Origin of the sequence: Lysinibacillus boronitolerans JCM 21713 = 10a = NBRC 103108, from assembly GCF_000772935.1 — a bacterium.
Classification (GTDB): Bacteria; Bacillota; Bacilli; order Bacillales_A; family Planococcaceae; genus Lysinibacillus; species Lysinibacillus boronitolerans.
Map to the genome: position 1 here is coordinate 294688 of NZ_JPVR01000081.1, position 16739 is coordinate 311426.

Consider the following 16739-nt stretch of genomic DNA (forward strand, 5'->3'; position numbering starts at 1 on the left):
TAATTGACCGACTGCCTGTCGATATATCTTTTCTTTATCCTAGCATAGGACGACTTCTGTTGGCAATAATTTCTACAAAAAAAGAATCTGCTTTACGCAGATCCTTATTTTTGTAGTTCCTCGTTCTTCCGATATTCCAAAATATCGCCAGGCTGGCAATCCAATGCCTCACAAATAGCCTCTAATGTTGAAAAGCGGATGGCTTTGGCCTTGCCGTTTTTTAATATCGAAAGGTTTGCCATCGTGATGCCAACTTTTTCTGAAAGCTCTGTTACACTCATTTTTCGTTTTGCCAGCATTACATCAATATTAATGATCATTGCCATAGTATTCACCTCAAACCGTTAGATCATTTTCTGATTTGATATCGATGGCATTTTTAAGAAGCTTTTGCAGCACTGCAGCAAAGACTGCCACGACAAAGGAAGCAAAAATAATGACCATTCCGATAAGTATTAGACCAGGGGCATCGTCTACTTCTGCAGCATAGTATATCAGTGGCATGCCAACCACGTAAACACTACTAATTATAATTGCACAATATTTGATCTTAATTAAAGCCTTCACTGACAGCTCTGAAAATGCAATGTTTTGGTCAATATAGCTCAATAGTTTGATCGTCGTAAATAGCGCAACAAAATATGCAATAGCCGTTGCATAGACGCCAATTAAAGCAACAATGGTTAGAATGGGAGAATGCTCCACTGTATCCAATGCAACACGAGGCACCACCCATACACATAAGGCAAGAACGGGTATACCTATTAGAAAAACAGCTATCTTTAAAAAGAGCGTTTCTCGTTTCATCTTACGCACCTCTTTTATTTATTCTCCTGTTTAATTTATCACATAATTTATCGTTTTTCAATAAATTTTTATTCCAATTCAAGATGCACTATAACACCCATTATTTGGTTTACTTTACTTTTTATTGTGCTATAATCAATCCAACCATTAAAAAGGGGGTATTCGATGATTTATTCGCCAGCCGAAAAGACGATAGAAACACCTCGTTTAATACTTCGACTTTTTACAGAAGCAGATGCACAAGAAGTAAGTGTTTTATGTAACAATTATGCGATCTATAAAAGCACATTGAGTTTACCTTATCCTTATACATTAGAATGTGCATTATCATGGATTTCCACGCATCAACAAAACTTTGAGGAAAATCGAAGTTACGAATTCGCGATAACAGACAAACAAAGTGGACAATTATATGGAGCGATAGGACTGTCAAATCAATCCCAACATCAAAGAGGAGAAATCGCTTATTGGATTGGAGAGCCCTATTGGGGTAATGGCTACGGAACAGAAGCTGCTCAAGCGATGATTGAATTTGCCTTTCAGGAGAAACAGTATCATCGTATTTATGCCCGGTATTTCCATTCCAATCCCGCCTCTGGGAAAATTATGGAGAAATGTGGCATGCACTATGAGGGAACCTTAAAGGATCATATTTATAAAAACGGGACTTTTGAAGATATTGTGTTGTATGGCTTGCTTAATCCATCACACTAGCAACACGTTTACGAAAGAGGCACTTTCCGCGTAGATATGCCTCTCTCTCTTTTAAATACCATTTCCCACATCGCAATAATGATTATAGTGCGTAATTTGGTTGCGGCCATTACGCTTTGACTTATAGAGCGCTTCATCCGCATGCTGGATAAGCTCCTCTACTTTCTGAATTTTGCCATGATCATTCGTACTGACACCAATACTAAATTCCAACTGAACCGTTTGATTATTCACTGTCAGTGATAGTGCCGTTAAGGTTTGATACAGGTTGTCAGCCAATGTTTGCACTGATTCACCTTCCTTTACTTGACTCAACACAATGAATTCATCCCCCCCAAAACGGGCAACAATGGACTCAAAGGGCTGAAAATAGTCCTGTAAGGTTTTGGCTGTATTCGTCAAAGCATCATCGCCAAATAAATGACCATTCATGTCATTGATTTCTTTAAAATGGTCTAAATCCACCATCATCAAGGCCAATTGCTGATGTTTTTCAGCCGCCTTCTCGACCATCTTTTTGGCCTGTTCATCAAAATAGCGACGATTGTAAATATTCGTCAGAGGATCAATATAGGCATTTTTTTCAAACTGCTTCTTATGATCGTTATATTCCATTTCAAACAATACATGTGAATAGTTTTCACGCTGGATTTCTAATAAAATATTTATATATTCCTTTTGTATCGCACATAATACAATTTTATTGCCTTGCTCCTCAATTAGCTTCACTAAAGAATTATAAATTAGTTGAAGTAGAGAAAGGTCATTGTTTTGTAAAGCATAATGCTTTGTCTTTTGATATAAATCAATGGCCTCACTTATACGTCCCTGTCTTTCACACAGGAAGGCATAGGCATTGAGTACCTCAAGTTGTACTTTCGAATAGGGTGGATGATGAATGGTTGCCATTAATTCTTGTAATATCGTATTGGCTTCTTCAAATTCTTCAAGCCAAATAAGTGCAACAGCTAGGTTTGTCTTCGGATGGATAATCCCTGTATAAGGCTCTTTATGCTTCATTTCAAACGCATTCGCATAATATAAACTCTTTAAGGCAAATTCCTTAGCTGTCCGATAGCTTCCCATGGATATTTCTAAGTCGCTCAGGTTATTATAGATTTTCCCCATGCTCTCCACGTGCTGGATTGCTTCAGCAATTTTTAAGCCTTTCAACATCAACTCTTCTGATTTCTTTAAATGACCAAATGTTCCCCAATAAATGGCTGCTAAATTGTAATATTGAATTAAATCAATATCGTTGCCATGTTGAAATGTTAACTCACGATATTGTTCAAGGACACTTATAGAAAGCTGTAAATCACCCGTTTGAAAATAACTGGCACAGCTATAGCGTAATAGAAGGATAGCCTTATCATACATTTCAAGCTTAATGGCACTTTCAATTGCGGCACTACTTATTTCTATATATTCTAAAAAACGATCCGCATTATATAACTCATTAAGCGTAATCCATAGTTCTTCAAATTCTTGTGCGTTCATACCGCCCCTCCTTTTCTTCATCCTTACTTCTTTAATACTACCTTTGACCTTAAAATATTACAATTCTTTGGACTCATTTATTTTTTCGACATTAAGTAATTCAGCCTAATAACGAAAATCAGTGTGTATTTTTTCCTACATTCAATTAAAGGTTATTTTAACATGGTACTTTTACTATATTTTCCCCTAAACAAAAAACAAGCCTCTTTCAAGAGACTTGTTAAGATTCTTCTATGCCTAGAATGGCTATTAATTCCTTCGCTCTGTTGGCACTAAGGTGAATTTCTACGCTACCAGCCTTTTGGAGATAAATTGAACCGCCATAGCCCTTCCACATTTCAATACGGACGTCTTCCACTTCAAATGAATATTCGGGTGGTCTTTTCATATATGCTGCAGGCTGCCAAGGGATATCCTGTAAAAACTGAGCAACCTCTTTGTCATTTTCTAGCTCAAGCATTTTTGTAATGGTTGGCTCTAGTTTTTCCAGTTTAGATAATAAACCATATTTTCTTACGATTCCATTTTCCTCAATACTCCCTGTTCCCATAGAAGTTAAAGTAATATAATCCCCCTGCTCGACAGGAAAATCATCCAGCACAGGATACCAATTGGCTTGTTCATATTTTGCAGCAAGCTGTTCCTCTGCCATATGATCAAGGTCCTCAGGAATCACCCCTTCAATAAATAAGAAAACATTCGATTCAACCTCTGCAACTGTTCCGACCATTGAAGAGCCATGTGAACTCGTACGTATTACAATGTTATGCTCCTTTTGAAAGGCTGTTGCCTGCTCAGTATAATGCGCTTGGAAATATCGTTTCGCATCAATATTGGCTACTTCTTGGTAAGCATAAAAAGTTGGATATTTTTCTTTATAGAGAGCATATAGCTTTGTTCGCGTTGTATACATCGGCAGAAGGGGCTCGAGATATGTTTCAACATACTGCTTCGGTGCTAATCCCTGAAATAGTGCTTCGTATTCAGATGCTTGATAAAGCATTTCCAACTGTTCTACCTGCTTCTTTCTCTCCGCCTCTAGCTCTGCCTTAGAATAATCAATCCCTACTGATTTCGCAAAATAGTAGGCGGCAACGAGCTTCTCATACGATAGATAGGCTTCCTCTTTATAAAATTCCTGCTCTTTCCCTGGCCACATTAGCTGATTAAGACGTTCGAAATACTCAAGCTGTCTTTCATGAAATAGTGAGGATGTTTGCTCTGTTTCGTTCGTAAGAAGCTGCACCATCATAAACCCCACCACACAAAGTGTCAGCACGACGGTTAATAGGGTGAAACGCAAAGGCTTCCTTCTATTGATAGACTGTTGTAGTACATGTTTTTTGACGCGTTCTTTGCTTGCTGTCATATCACCAGCGACTTTGAGTAATTCCTTCTGTATCTCATTCATGTCTAAGCACCTCCCATTCCTCCTGCTTCAGATGAGACTTTAATGCTTCTCTTGCCCGCTTCAGTCTTGTTTTGACCGTATTCTCTGCAATGCCAAGTAGCTGGGCAATATCACGAATCTTCATTTCTTCAAAATAATAAAGGATAATGGGCTCCCGATAGGTAAGTGAAAGCTTTAAAATAGCTGCCCCAATTTGAGATCGTTCCTCTGCTGCCACCAGCTCATCTCGCTGTCTATTCCCCTGAACAGGAAATATTTTTTCTTGTAATAGTAATTTCTTATAATGCCAGCTTTTTAAATAATCCTTGCTTTGATTAATCGTTAGCGTGGATAAATACGCACGCAACTGCCCACGTTCTTCATAGCCACGCTGAGAAAATTTAATAAAGACCTCTTGCACAATATCCTCTGCGGTTTGTCGGTTCTTCACATACAAATAGGCGAGACGTAATAAATGCGCTGCATGTTCTTCGATCATTTCCTCAAGTATGCCGTCCACCTCCCCTTCTTACACTATAAACGACTGCCACTGAATGACCGTTTCATTTTTTTACTTTTTTTCTCAAGCACCTTGACCTTGGAGCATACTCCAATGTTAGGATGAATTTAGGAGGTACTTACATGAAAATTAAACAATTCGCCGAGAAATTTCAATTAACAACCGATACCGTTCGCTACTATGAAAAAGAGGGACTCTTACAGCCGCAAAAACAAGACAATGGCTACCGTGTGTATGATGCCATGTGTGAACATACAATGAAATTTATTATCGTTTTACGTCAGCTAGGCTTTACGCTTCAAGAAATTAAACATTTACTGACACTCGAACGAAAGCCTATTTCAACAGCATGTAATGAAGAAACGGTACAGCTATTTTCCACAAAGATTGCCCAGATTGAGCAGCAACTTCGATTCTATCAGCATGCGCTTCATTCGTTACAACTGACTAAAACGTTAATGGCTGACGGACAGTATGAAGAAAATCAAGAAAAAATTGCCTCACTCATTGAGGATATGTATCAAAATTTACTGGAAGGTCGTGGTTAAATGTCACTACGTAAAATCATCTCAATCGAATATATCCTTGCTTTCGTCATCACTGTTTTTTTCTATGGTCATCTAAATTTTTCATGGCTGTATTTTATTGTATTTTTATTGCTCCCAGACATCACAATGGTTGGCTATCTCATCAATACAAAAGTAGGCGCTCTTTTCTATAATATGGGGCATAGCTTTGTGCTACCTGCCATGATAATGGCGATTGGTTTACTAACGACTACATCAATACCTCTGATGGCTGCCCTGATTTGGCTCGCGCATATTTTCTTAGATCGCGCACTTGGCTATGGTTTAAAATATGATGACGCTTTTAAGAAGACACATTTACAGCAAATTGCGTAATGTAAGTATGGCTAGCCATTTAACACTGCGATTTTTAGTAGAAATGGGTTAGAAAAATTTCCTAATTAAATGCTCTCTTGGGGTGGGTTTACCATTATTTATCATCGGAATATGGAGTTGCTCTTTTTAAGCTAGCTGTTCTAGCTTTCTATGAAACAGGCAGGACACTAATTGCTAGTATGTTTGCAAAAACCTCCTATTAGTATCCTCTTTACTATATTTCTACCATAAAAAAAGCAGGCTCCTCCACTCGGATCCTGCTCCTTATTATTTAAATGAATCTTTTTAACATTGATTCATATAGACCCACCATTAATAGTCCAATCAATATTGGAATAAGGGATGTAAAACTGAAATAAAAGCCTGCGTCCTGATATTGTCCCGTAAAGTGAAATTGTAGCCAAGACACCTCATATGTTTCCCCTACCCCATATAAGAAAATAGTGGTAAATAAAAATAATGCCAGACATTTTAGTCCTTGCGCTTTTTTCATAGTATCACCTCATTGTACAACGGTCATTTGTTGCGCATAGCTTAAAAGATCCTCAACTGTTAATTCTGGATTTTGCCCAACCATACTATATTGGTAGCCGTTTTCTTGCCAAGCAAGGGAACGGAAATTTTCACCATCCATAACAGTGCCTTTTTGTCCTCGAATATCTATTTCTTTTTCATTTAGAATGGGGCCAATATCTGCAACACTCGCATCTGCTTTAAAAATTGTGACAAAAAAAGCTAACTCTCCATCTAAAACATAATCGAAAGAGTATTCTGGTCGTTCCTCTATCCCTTTGACCATGGATATGTTATCTAACGTAAGACCATTTACTTCTGGCACTAATAAAAACTTTTCAAGCTGCTGCTTGACGTCCTCCAATGAAATAGATTCTGAAGTGTCCTGTCCGCTAATTTCCTGAATCGTTACATCCTTTGGTAGATCTAGCGCAAATTGTTGATCATCTATTTTTTCACCAAAATTAATCTTAGAATATTCAGTGATCATATGATTCCCTGCACTATCTGTCTTCATTTTTAATGTCAGCCAAGTTTTTTTGTCAATCCATGCTTCGATATCTCCAAATAACGATTCCGTTTTCTTCGTCTTTGCCACGATTTTATACGTATCTCTACCTGCAACCTTCTCTTCTCCCGCTATTTTAATATCATGGGTATCCTTAACCATATTAAAAATAAGCTGTACCTGATCTTTCGGTGATTGCAAGCCGTCTAATTCATGTTGTGAATAATCTATTGTGTAGGCTGTCTTTTCAGTGACATCATAGCTAATCACTTTAGCATCATTTTTGACTGTGATAACATGTTCACCATTATCACCTGTCATTTCTATCCGTCTATTGCTATCCTTTACCCATTCCTTCACTTGAGCTTTGCCACCTAGCTCTCCCATGTCTAACGTATATTCGCCATAATAAGTGAGTGGCTCCTTCGATTCTTGAAGGGCTTGGTCGATAATTTCCTGAGGTGTATAAGATGCCTCTGAATTACAGCCCACTAAGCTAAATGTCATTACAGCAATTAAGCCTGCTGCTCGGCAAGATCTTTTCCAATTCATCATTCATTTACTCCTTTAGAAGGTGGTAGCCAGCAAATTACCGCTGTTCCAATGCTCTCTCTAGAAAGCAGTTCGACAGTGCCACCATGTTTTTCAATAATTTGTTTTGTAATATTTAAGCCTAGTCCTGTTCCTCGTTCACCAGCCTTTGATCTCGCATAATCTGCTTGATACATTGGCTCGAATAATTTTACAATGTCCTGCTGTGGTATGCCTCTTCCGTGATTTTGCACAATTATATACATTCCCTCTTGCTTGGTTAAAGCAGACTTCAAGAAATCAAAGCCCCATTCGGGATTATTTCCAGCATTGACTGCGGCTAAGCCGATTGTTGTCCCCTTTTCCCCATAACGCCATGCGTTGCTCAATAAGTTATCAATGACACGCTGAAGTTGTTTAGGATGCACAGCATAGAGCCCATCCACGGCACAGCATACTTTTAATGTAAATCCTTGTTCTTCACATAAAGGTTCATAGTCAGACAAGGCCATGTCAAAAAATTCTTCTCCATCCACAGCAATGAGCTCTAATGTATAGTTTGTTGATTGAAGTAATGTAAACATCATTAAATCCTCTAGCATATGCTTCATCCGATCTGCCTTCGTAACGATGACCTGCTGATATTCTGCCTCCTGCTGTTCTGTTAAGCCTTTAGTTTGTAAAGATTCCGCATAGGCTTGAATGGCTGTAAGGGGCGTCTTCAAATCATGGGAAATACTTGCAATCATCATTTCTTTTTGCTGTTGTTCCGTTTTTAAAGAAGCCCGAGTCTTTTCAATTTCATCCTGCATCGCCTCAAATGTTTTGGCAAGTGCCCCAATCTCATCTTTTCTTACGCTTAGATTTGATTTAACATGCTGACCTTTCGCAAAATGACGCATTTGCTGCATCAGTTCACGTATTGGCCGATTCAGTTTCCGATGAAGCAACAAGATGACAGTTAAGTAAATGATAAGAAACAACAGGATCGTGCTGGCGATGACAAGCCATGAACGTTTTTCTACACCCTTTACCCAATCTGTTCGTATTAATTGAATTTCATAGATGCCAAGCAAATCACCTTTTAGATATACAGGCTCCTTGTATGTAAAGGCGTTGTATGCTTGCTGTAAATCATATAAACCATTTAACATGCGCTCTTTCCCTACATAGCCCGTTAGCAAAGGGTTGGAGGAATATAAAACATAGCCAGATTTCGTATAGAGGGTAATCGCCAGCTGCTCATTGGTAAGATCCTCAACCTCTTTAAGATTGGCATTTTTTTGATAAAGCATTGGATTGTCAACAACATCTTTTACATGATTTAGCTCTGTCCACTTGTCAAAGAACTCCGCCACATTTTTATCTTGGTAATAAGCATTAATCCACACATAAAGGCTATAAGCTCCTACTATGGGTAATACCATTACAATAAAAAACATGATTAGTAACCACGCTTTTATTTTCATAATGGTTCACCAATAAAACGGTAGCCCTTACCCCACACGGTTTGAATAAAATTTGGGTTTTTCACAGAATCCTTGAGCTTTTCGCGTAGTGCCTTAATATGAACGGTGACAGTATGAGTGTCCTCTAACGTTGCTTGCTGCCAAATATGCTGATATAGTTCCTCTTTTGTAAAGGTTTGACTCGGATTTTTAGCTAGCAGCCTAACAAGAGCAAACTCCTTTTGAGTTAATGCAATTTCTTGCTGATAAACACATACTATTTGTCGTTGCCAATCTATTGTTAATCCATTCGCATAGGCAGTATGCTCTTCTATCACGTCTTGCTTATGGTAGCGTCGCCAGCGTCTAAGATGAGAGGCAACTCGTGCCTTTAATTCTTCTAAGCTAAATGGTTTAGCGATATAATCGTCTGCCCCCTGCAAGCCCTCCACCTTATCCGCATCTTCCTTGCGAGCACTCATCATTAGGATCGGCACATCACTCTCCCAACGGATATTTTGACAAACCGTTAATCCATCCATTTCTGGCAGCATCCAATCCACCAGCACTAAATCGAAAGGTTGCGTTTGAAAATCTGCCAATCCCTCAAGGCCCGTAGTAGCCCATGTTACACAATAGCCCTCCTGCTCCAGCGTATCCTTCACAATACGCCCAATCGCTGTATCATCCTCAATCAGTAGTAACTTTTCCTTCATCATTTTCCTCCTGCATTCACCTTACTACGGAAAAAACGATTTTCTCCGAACTTTACACTTTCTTTATAATTACCTTAGAGCGAATCCGCACTTTACACAAGGGGGCGGAGGCTACCGATTTCATCGAAGCAGTTTTTCTTCCTGCCTGAGCTATCTGCCACTTTTGTGGGGCTATCCGCCACTTTGCCGGTTCTATCCGCTACTTTAACTGAGCTATCCGCCACTTTGCCGGTTTTATCCGCTACTGTCCGCGCTTTCCGACACTTTGCCGCTCCTATCCGCTACTTTAACTGGGCTTTCCGCCACTTTGTCGGTTCTATCCGCTACTGTCCGGGCTTTCCGCTACTTTGCCGGTTCTATCCGCTACTTTAACCGGGCTTTCCGCCACTTTGCCGGTTTTATCCGCTACTGTCCGGGCTTTCCGCTACTTTTATGGGGGCTATCCGCTACTTTAACCGGGCTTTCCGCCACTTTGCCGGTTCTATCCGCTACTGTCCGGGCTTTCCGCTACTTTGCCGGTTCTATCCGCTACTTTAACCGGGCTTTCCGCCACTTTGCCGGTTTTATCCGCTACTGTCCGGGCTTTCCGCCACTTTTATGGGGGCTATCCGCTACTTTAACCGGGCTTTCCGCCACTTTGCCGGTTCTATCCGCTACTGTCCGGGCTTTCCGCTACTTTGCCGGTTCTATCCGCTACTTTAACCGGGCTTTCCGCCACTTTGCCGGTTTTATCCGCTACTTTAACTGGGCTATCCGCTACTGTCCGGGCTATCCGACACTTTGTCGGTTCTATCCACTACTTTAACTGGGCTATCCGCCACTTTGCCGCTCCTAACCGCTACTTTAACTGGGCTATCCGACACTTTGCCGGTTCTATCACCCGCATCCGTTTTCCAGCACAAAAAAAAGGAATGCACTGTGATTGTGCATTCCTTAGCGAACTAGAAAAATAAACTTAGAATATAGTAAATCAATGCTGCCATGACAGCAGAGATTGGCATCGTGATGACCCATGTTGTAACGATTTTACGTGCCATCCCCCATTTAACTCCTTTAACACGGTGAGCTGTTCCGACACCCATGATGGATGAAGAAATAACATGTGTTGTAGAAACTGGTAAATGGATTAATGTGGCACCAAAGATAATCGATGCAGAAGCTAAGTCTGCCGCTACCCCATTTACGGGGCGGATTTTCATAATTTTTCCGCCAACGGTTTTGATGATTTTATACCCACCGACAGATGTACCAAGACCCATCGCAGTTGCTGCAGCAAAACGTACCCAGAAAGGAATATCATCTCCTTGGTGTAGGCCACCCGCGATTAGCGCAAGGGTAATAATCCCCATCGCTTTCTGCGCATCATTTGTCCCGTGTGTAAAGGATTGTAAGGCTGCTGTCCCAATTTGCATTGTACGGAAGCCTTTATTCGTACGATATAAATTCATATCTTTGAAGATGATCTTTAATAATGTCATCATCAGGAAACCAGCTGCGAACGCTAGTAATGGTGAAAAAATAAGTGCTTGAAGAATTTTAATAAATCCAGCATAGTTCAAAATATCAAATCCTGCTGCGGCAATAGCTGCCCCTGCAACAGAACCTATTAATGTATGAGAAGAACTTGATGGAATCCCAAAATACCATGTTAATAAATTCCATGTAATCGCAGATAATAAGGCTGCTAAAATAACAACAGAGCCTGTAATATCGCCATCAAAGGCATTTAAAGAAAAAGGATCCACAATATCTTTTGTTAAGGCTTTGGCTACTCCAACGAATGTAATGGCTCCGACGAAGTTCATAACCGCTGCCATGTAAACTGCTGTACGTGGCTTTAAGGCACGGGTTGATACAGAAGTAGCAATCGCATTTGCTGTATCATGGAAGCCGTTAATAAAGTCGAACACAAGTGCGAAAATAACGACTAATATGGTGATTAATAAGATCGTATCCATTTCGTACACTCCATCTTATGCATTACGCATAATTATTGTTTCAATTGTGTTTGCTACTGTTTGACAGCAGTCTGCAATGTCTTCAAATTGCTCATAAATATCCTTGAAAACAATCAAACGCATTGGGTCTTTTTCTTGGATGAATAATTGCTTCATTGAAGAACGGAAAATTTCATCACATTCACGTTCATTGTCCTTAATTTGAATAGCATGTTTACGCATTTCCACAAGCTTTTTACTATTTAACAGTTCCATGGCTTGTACCATTTCGTCCGTACTTTTCGCAATATATGTGAGGAATTGGCGCATTGGTTCTGTTACTTCTGTTAGGTTGTACATATTGAAGTGCGCAATACAGCCTTCCATTCCATCAATTACATCATCTAGTTTGTTTGCTAATGCTAAAATATCTTCACGTTCAATTGGCGTCATAAAGGATTTATTCAGCATAACGATTAGCTCATGGATTAATTTATCGCCACTTGTTTCGTATTGCTTCATTGTATCTGCAATTTCTTTGAGCGCATCTATATCTTGAATACGAGCATTATGAGCATAATAAATACCCTCATTCACGTTTTTCGCGATTTTTAATAATGACTGAAAAAATGGATCTTGCTTATTTGAGTTGAACATCCTGTTCCTCCTGTTGAAAAAATATTGTCGATTTCTGAACCATCATAACAAAACATTTACACAATTCTACAAAATTTTAAACACTCAGATGTTGATTTTACAAAACTGTAATATAAAATTTGCCACATTTATTTTTAAGCTATTTCCCAAGTTGTAAACGTTGGAAATCAAATATTAAAAATCACTATTTTTTCTTTAAAAATGACCATTTTTTCTTTTATTTTTATAAAAATACTTGAAATAAACTTTTTTTTGCTGATTTGTTTACCTTGTGAAATGTTAAGGAATTGTAAACGAAATTTACATGAAAATGCTGGAATTTCATTGTTATTTTTTGACTTTCACAGTACGCGATGATGAAAGATGGGAGCATATTAATGGATATTGATTTACTTTCACTCACAATAGTATTACTACTGGCGGTGGACTTATCTCCTTACCTACATTAATGGCTGTTGGTTTACCTCAAGTACAGCCATTTGCCACAAATAAACTGGCCAATACCATTAGTAATGGCGTGCAGGTAAAGTAGATAGCAAGAAAATCGGAAAAATCGTCCCCTTTATCTTTGTGGGGTCTTTTCTCGGTGCCTTTACCATCCATCTTGTATCCCCTGCTATTTAAAACCACTTAAGCTTGTTATGCTCGTCCTTGTAGCTGCTTATACAATGTTTAAAAAAGATTGGGGACAGCAATATTAAGAGCGTGTACCTAGTACAGCCAAAATTTAGCCTATATAGGAGCATTTGTGGCTATAGGCTTTTTTTGGACCAGGTACGGGTTCATTTTTTATTCTATTAATGATAGGCGATGATTTTCTTCAAGCTACTGGTAATGCGAAAGCTATTAATTTCACCTCAACTTTAGCGGCATTAATCATGTATTTAGTTTTAGGAGAAGTTCATTTTCTATATGGTTTTTCGATGGGCTTTGTTATGAACCGTTTATAGATTTAGAAAAAATGCCTGGGATGATTTCTTTCATTGAGACTGCCAATTTTCAGTCAATTGACAAAAAATATTAGCGTGCTATAATACTTTTGGGCTTCACCGCATTGAAGCGCAGAAGTATTTATTAGGAGGATTCACATGTTTCGAATAGAAGCAAAGAGTAACCCTCGATTTCTTGAGGCAGGCTTTATCACTATTTTAATTATTGCCACAATGGCTTATAGTATTGGCTATTTAAAGGCTACGCCGCATATCCCGATTTTTCTTGTAATTGCCATTTTACTCGCGTATGGATTACTGAAAAAAGTGCCCTTTCGCGATCTTGAAGGTGGTATGATTGCTGGTGCTAGCGCTGGACTTGGCGCCGTTTTTATTTTCTTCTTTATTGGTATTTTAATTTCGAGCTGGATTATGGGTGGAACGATCCCAACGCTTATCTATTATGGCTTTTTAACTGTTTCGCCAAACTTTTTCTTTGCCATCGTGTTTTTAATTTGTAGTATCGTTGGTATTTCAATTGGAAGCTCGTTAACAACTGTCGCGACGGTTGGTGTGGCATTTATGGGGATTGCCGGTGCCATGGATATTTCGCTAACGATTACAGCTGGAGCGATTGTTTCTGGCGCCTTCTTTGGTGATAAAATGTCACCATTATCCGATACAACCAATCTTGCCTCTGGTACAGTTGGTGTAGACCTTTTTGAGCATATTAAAAATATGGGCTGGACAACCATCCCTGCTTTTCTTATCTCCTTTGTGCTTTATGCTATTATCTCGCCAACAGGAGCTGCTACATCCTTTGAGACAGTCGAGCAATTTAAAGAGGGTTTACTGTCTACAGGACTTATTCATTGGTATACATTATTGCCAATTGCTGTTCTCGTTATCATGACTTTTTACAAGGCACCTGCAGTCATTACCTTAGCTGTTGTGTCCATTATTGGCGTAGGGCTTGGCGCTCTACTTGACCCAATTCCCCCTGCAGATGTCTTCAAGATTCTGTTTGATGGCTATGTCTCTCAAACTGGTAATAAAGAAGTAGACGCCTTGCTCACTCGTGGTGGGATGAATAGTATGCTATTTACAATCGCGCTTGTCTTACTTGCCTTAACAATGGGTGGTCTTTTATTCACACTAGGCATTATTCAAAGCATTTTAGCGAAGGTTGAAAGCTTATTTAAAAGTGCTGGCTCTGTTATTACAGGTGCTGCCATTACGGGCATTGGTGTCAATACATTGATCGGTGAGCAATATTTATCCATTCTGTTAACAGGTGAGGCCTTTAAGGCACAATTTGCAAAGGTTGGTCTTGCACCAAAAAACCTTTCACGCGTCATGGAGGATGCAGGTACGGTCGTCAATCCTCTTGTGCCTTGGAGTGTTTGTGGTATTTTTATCACAAGTGTCCTCGGTATTTCCACACTGGATTACCTACCATTCACCTTCTTCTGTTTACTTGGTCCGATTCTAACGATCTTGTTTGGCTGGAGTGGCAAAACATTAACGAAGCTTTAACCATAGCAAAAGGTAGCTGAAAAAACATCAGCTACCTTTTTTATTTTACTCAAAATTTTTAGGGTTGCGAAATTTTTGCAAATCATTTGCCTGTAAAGCTCTGTTGTGAAGAAATCTATCATTCCAATTTGGAATCAAAATTCATGATTTTTCGCATTTCTGATGGATGGCCTCCTTTGCTATGCTCTACTAAAGGAGATGAAATACGATGACAACAAAAACAAAATGGAATGCTCATTTATATGATGAAAAGCATGATTTCGTTTCAAAATTGGGTACAAGCTTGGTCGATCTACTAGCGCCGCAAAAAAATGAACATATTTTAGATGTGGGTTGTGGTACAGGAGATTTGGCTAATGACATATCAGCACTTGGAGCTTCTGTGCTCGGAGTAGATGCGTCGGCTACGATGATTTTAGCTGCTCAGCAAAAATATCCTGCCATTACCTTTCAAACGATGGAAGCTACAGCGATGCACTTTTCTCAGCACTTTGATGCCGTTTTCTCCAATGCCGCACTTCATTGGATGAAGGAGCCTGATGTAGTTATTGAAAATGTCTATGGTGCGCTGAAGAACGGTGGACGCTTTGTTGCTGAAATGGGCGGACAAGGCAATATTGCATCCATCGTTTGGGCACTGCAAAAAAGTATGGAATCTTTACAATTTCCCTATATCGACCACTATTTCCCTTGGTATTTTCCAAGCATCGAGGAATATCAATCAAAATTAGAGAATGCAGGCTTTCAGGTCGAGAATATCACACTCTATAAACGCCCTACACCACTTCAAGGGAAGGATGGGCTTCGCAACTGGTTGGGCATGTTTAGTGAAAATCTTCTTCAGCACTTAAAGGCTGATGAGAAAGAGCAGGTTTATGCGACATGTGAGGAATTATTAAAGCCAACTTGTTTCCAACAGAATGAATGGGTCATTGATTATTATCGTCTGCGCTTTATTGCTCGTAAAAAATAGATTACAAAAGGTTACTATTCTGTTGTAGTAACCTTTTTTCAATGCTAAGAGCGAGGCAGCAATATTACAATGACGCCTATTAAGCATATCCCTGCGCCAATAAAGTCTAAATGATCGGGCTTTTTGCCATCAATGCCCCACCCCCATAAAATAGACAACACGATGAATACCCCACCATAGGCTGCATAAACCCTACCAAAGGTTGGAAAGGTCTGGAATGTTGCGACAACGCCGTACAAAGCAAGTGCAATACCGCCAATAATGCCCCAATAAAAAGGTTTGCCCTCTCGTAACCAAAGCCAAATTAAATAGCCCCCGCCTATTTCGCCAATTCCTGCAAGGATAAATAATAATATAGCTGTCATACTGTATCTCTCTTTCTCGTTTTAACACTATTATACATGTCTTACATGCCCCAATAGGTAATAGTGTCCGTTATACCGATTAAAATTAATAGGATACCTGCCGTCGTTTGAATAGCCCTTCCCATCTTCATACTTTTTCGTAGGATAAGGCGCTTGGCATCAAAGACATAGATCAACAGAAGCATCATAATGAGCGGTACAGCGGTCGCTATGCCAAAAATACTCGGTAGAAGCAATCCATAGGAGGTGCTTGCCACAAGGGGCATTAACCACACAAAGAACAAGACAAACATAGTGGGACAAAAGGCAATCGAAAAACTAGCGCCCATTAAGAACGAGCCTAATTTCCCCTCTTTTACTACAGGTGGTAGCAACGATGTTAAGCGTTGTAGAAAGGTTAATTTGAATAAACCAATTAGCACCAGCCCTGTTACCAGCATCATCGGTCCAATAGCCTGACGAAAGATTGGAAAATAAACGGTCATCTTTGTTTCAAATGATTGGCCAAAAAGCCAAGCACAAAACCCAAGCACACTAAAAACAACCACTTTCCCCACAATAAAAAACATAATTTCTTGCCAATTACTGCTCTTTTGTAGTGTTCGATTGCCGTAAAATGTAATGGCACTCATATTACCTGTTAACTGACATGGAGCAAAGGCGCCTATCAAGCCAAGAAGGATGGCCATCATCAAAGCAGAATGCTCATAGCCCTGTACAAATTGCGTAATCGGCTCACTAATAAACTGACTAATGGTGGACAACATACTATACATATCAACACCCTCTATCT

General features: G+C 39.5%; 20 protein-coding genes. 6 read left to right on the top strand and 14 right to left on the bottom strand.

Annotated features, from left to right (window positions below; translation table 11 throughout):
- Positions 1 to 104: 104 nt before the first annotated feature.
- Together CD31_RS22095 and CD31_RS22100 are read right to left on the bottom strand one after the other, a co-directional pair.
- Positions 105 to 326: a helix-turn-helix domain-containing protein gene (locus CD31_RS22095; RefSeq protein WP_004229042.1), complete on the bottom strand. Its 222-nt coding sequence runs from the start codon at positions 324 to 326 to the stop codon at positions 105 to 107.
- 10 nt (positions 327 to 336) lie between these two features.
- Entirely contained in the window at positions 337 to 807 is a 471-nt protein-coding gene (locus tag CD31_RS22100) for a DUF2975 domain-containing protein (RefSeq protein ID WP_016994608.1), read from the bottom strand.
- 165 nt (positions 808 to 972) lie between these two features.
- On the opposite strand from CD31_RS22100, the gene CD31_RS22105 reads away from it, so the two are divergent.
- Positions 973 to 1521, top strand: coding sequence for a GNAT family N-acetyltransferase (locus tag CD31_RS22105; protein WP_036081330.1), 549 nt, complete (start codon positions 973 to 975; stop codon positions 1519 to 1521).
- 51 nt (positions 1522 to 1572) lie between these two features.
- Here the strand turns inward: CD31_RS22105 and CD31_RS22110 are convergent, their stop codons facing one another.
- The 3 genes from CD31_RS22110 to CD31_RS22120 form a co-directional block, all read right to left on the bottom strand.
- Complete coding sequence (locus tag CD31_RS22110; RefSeq protein WP_036081333.1) at positions 1573 to 3021, bottom strand: tetratricopeptide repeat-containing diguanylate cyclase; 1449 nt, start codon at positions 3019 to 3021, stop codon at positions 1573 to 1575.
- A gap of 220 nt (positions 3022 to 3241) precedes the next feature.
- The gene (locus CD31_RS22115; protein ID WP_036081336.1) at positions 3242 to 4432 is read right to left on the bottom strand and encodes a hypothetical protein; all 1191 of its coding nucleotides are present in this window, start codon (positions 4430 to 4432) and stop codon (positions 3242 to 3244) included.
- Positions 4425 to 4931, bottom strand: coding sequence for a sigma-70 family RNA polymerase sigma factor (locus tag CD31_RS22120; protein WP_036081339.1), 507 nt, complete (start codon positions 4929 to 4931; stop codon positions 4425 to 4427). The genes CD31_RS22115 and CD31_RS22120 overlap by 8 nt, the downstream gene beginning before the upstream one ends.
- A gap of 122 nt (positions 4932 to 5053) precedes the next feature.
- Between CD31_RS22120 and CD31_RS22125 the strand changes: the two genes are divergently transcribed.
- Both CD31_RS22125 and CD31_RS22130 read left to right on the top strand, forming a co-directional pair.
- Complete coding sequence (locus CD31_RS22125; protein WP_036081342.1) at positions 5054 to 5479, top strand: MerR family transcriptional regulator; 426 nt, start codon at positions 5054 to 5056, stop codon at positions 5477 to 5479.
- Complete coding sequence (locus CD31_RS22130; RefSeq protein WP_036081345.1) at positions 5480 to 5833, top strand: DUF4260 domain-containing protein; 354 nt, start codon at positions 5480 to 5482, stop codon at positions 5831 to 5833.
- A 271-nt stretch (positions 5834 to 6104) separates the two neighbouring features.
- Here the strand turns inward: CD31_RS22130 and CD31_RS22135 are convergent, their stop codons facing one another.
- From CD31_RS22135 to CD31_RS22150, 4 genes are read right to left on the bottom strand one after another with little or no spacing between them, the layout of a single operon-like run.
- Positions 6105 to 6326 (bottom strand): hypothetical protein, encoded by a 222-nt coding sequence (locus CD31_RS22135; RefSeq protein ID WP_016994620.1) that lies wholly within the window; start codon positions 6324 to 6326, stop codon positions 6105 to 6107.
- Positions 6327 to 6335: 9 nt separating this feature from the next.
- Positions 6336 to 7406: a LolA family protein gene (locus CD31_RS22140; protein WP_036081619.1), complete on the bottom strand. Its 1071-nt coding sequence runs from the start codon at positions 7404 to 7406 to the stop codon at positions 6336 to 6338.
- A complete protein-coding gene (locus tag CD31_RS22145) occupies positions 7406 to 8854 on the bottom strand; it encodes a HAMP domain-containing sensor histidine kinase (RefSeq protein ID WP_036081348.1) in 1449 nt (482 codons plus the stop codon). The genes CD31_RS22140 and CD31_RS22145 overlap by 1 nt, the downstream gene beginning before the upstream one ends.
- A complete protein-coding gene (locus CD31_RS22150) occupies positions 8851 to 9549 on the bottom strand; it encodes a response regulator transcription factor (protein WP_016994627.1) in 699 nt (232 codons plus the stop codon). The genes CD31_RS22145 and CD31_RS22150 overlap by 4 nt, the downstream gene beginning before the upstream one ends.
- 307 nt (positions 9550 to 9856) lie before the next feature.
- Here CD31_RS22150 and CD31_RS23390 point away from each other — a divergent pair, with 307 nt between their 5' ends.
- Positions 9857 to 10354 carry a hypothetical protein gene (locus CD31_RS23390; RefSeq protein ID WP_156113268.1) on the top strand — a complete coding sequence of 166 codons (498 nt, stop codon included), beginning with the start codon at positions 9857 to 9859 and terminating at the stop codon, positions 10352 to 10354.
- A 136-nt stretch (positions 10355 to 10490) separates the two neighbouring features.
- Here the strand turns inward: CD31_RS23390 and CD31_RS22155 are convergent, their stop codons facing one another.
- The 3 genes from CD31_RS22155 to CD31_RS23395 all read right to left on the bottom strand — a co-directional run bounded on the left by CD31_RS22155 (position 10491) and on the right by CD31_RS23395 (position 12746).
- Complete coding sequence (locus tag CD31_RS22155; protein ID WP_016994628.1) at positions 10491 to 11507, bottom strand: inorganic phosphate transporter; 1017 nt, start codon at positions 11505 to 11507, stop codon at positions 10491 to 10493.
- Positions 11508 to 11522: 15 nt separating this feature from the next.
- Entirely contained in the window at positions 11523 to 12143 is a 621-nt protein-coding gene (locus tag CD31_RS22160) for a DUF47 domain-containing protein (protein ID WP_036081351.1), read from the bottom strand.
- Between the two features lie 465 nt (positions 12144 to 12608).
- A complete protein-coding gene (locus CD31_RS23395; protein ID WP_156113269.1) occupies positions 12609 to 12746 on the bottom strand; it encodes a hypothetical protein in 138 nt (45 codons plus the stop codon).
- A 485-nt stretch (positions 12747 to 13231) separates the two neighbouring features.
- Here CD31_RS23395 and nhaC point away from each other — a divergent pair, with 485 nt between their 5' ends.
- Both nhaC and CD31_RS22170 read left to right on the top strand, forming a co-directional pair.
- Positions 13232 to 14608 carry a Na+/H+ antiporter NhaC gene (gene nhaC, locus CD31_RS22165; RefSeq protein ID WP_036081353.1) on the top strand — a complete coding sequence of 459 codons (1377 nt, stop codon included), beginning with the start codon at positions 13232 to 13234 and terminating at the stop codon, positions 14606 to 14608.
- Between the two features lie 208 nt (positions 14609 to 14816).
- The gene (locus CD31_RS22170) at positions 14817 to 15581 is read left to right on the top strand and encodes a class I SAM-dependent methyltransferase (RefSeq protein ID WP_036081356.1); all 765 of its coding nucleotides are present in this window, start codon (positions 14817 to 14819) and stop codon (positions 15579 to 15581) included.
- Positions 15582 to 15625: 44 nt separating this feature from the next.
- Here CD31_RS22170 and CD31_RS22175 read toward each other — a convergent pair whose 3' ends face one another.
- Positions 15626 to 15946 (bottom strand): YnfA family protein, encoded by a 321-nt coding sequence (locus tag CD31_RS22175; protein WP_036081358.1) that lies wholly within the window; start codon positions 15944 to 15946, stop codon positions 15626 to 15628.
- A gap of 41 nt (positions 15947 to 15987) precedes the next feature.
- A complete protein-coding gene (locus CD31_RS22180) occupies positions 15988 to 16722 on the bottom strand; it encodes an urease accessory protein UreH domain-containing protein (RefSeq protein WP_036081361.1) in 735 nt (244 codons plus the stop codon).
- Positions 16723 to 16739: the final 17 nt, after the last annotated feature.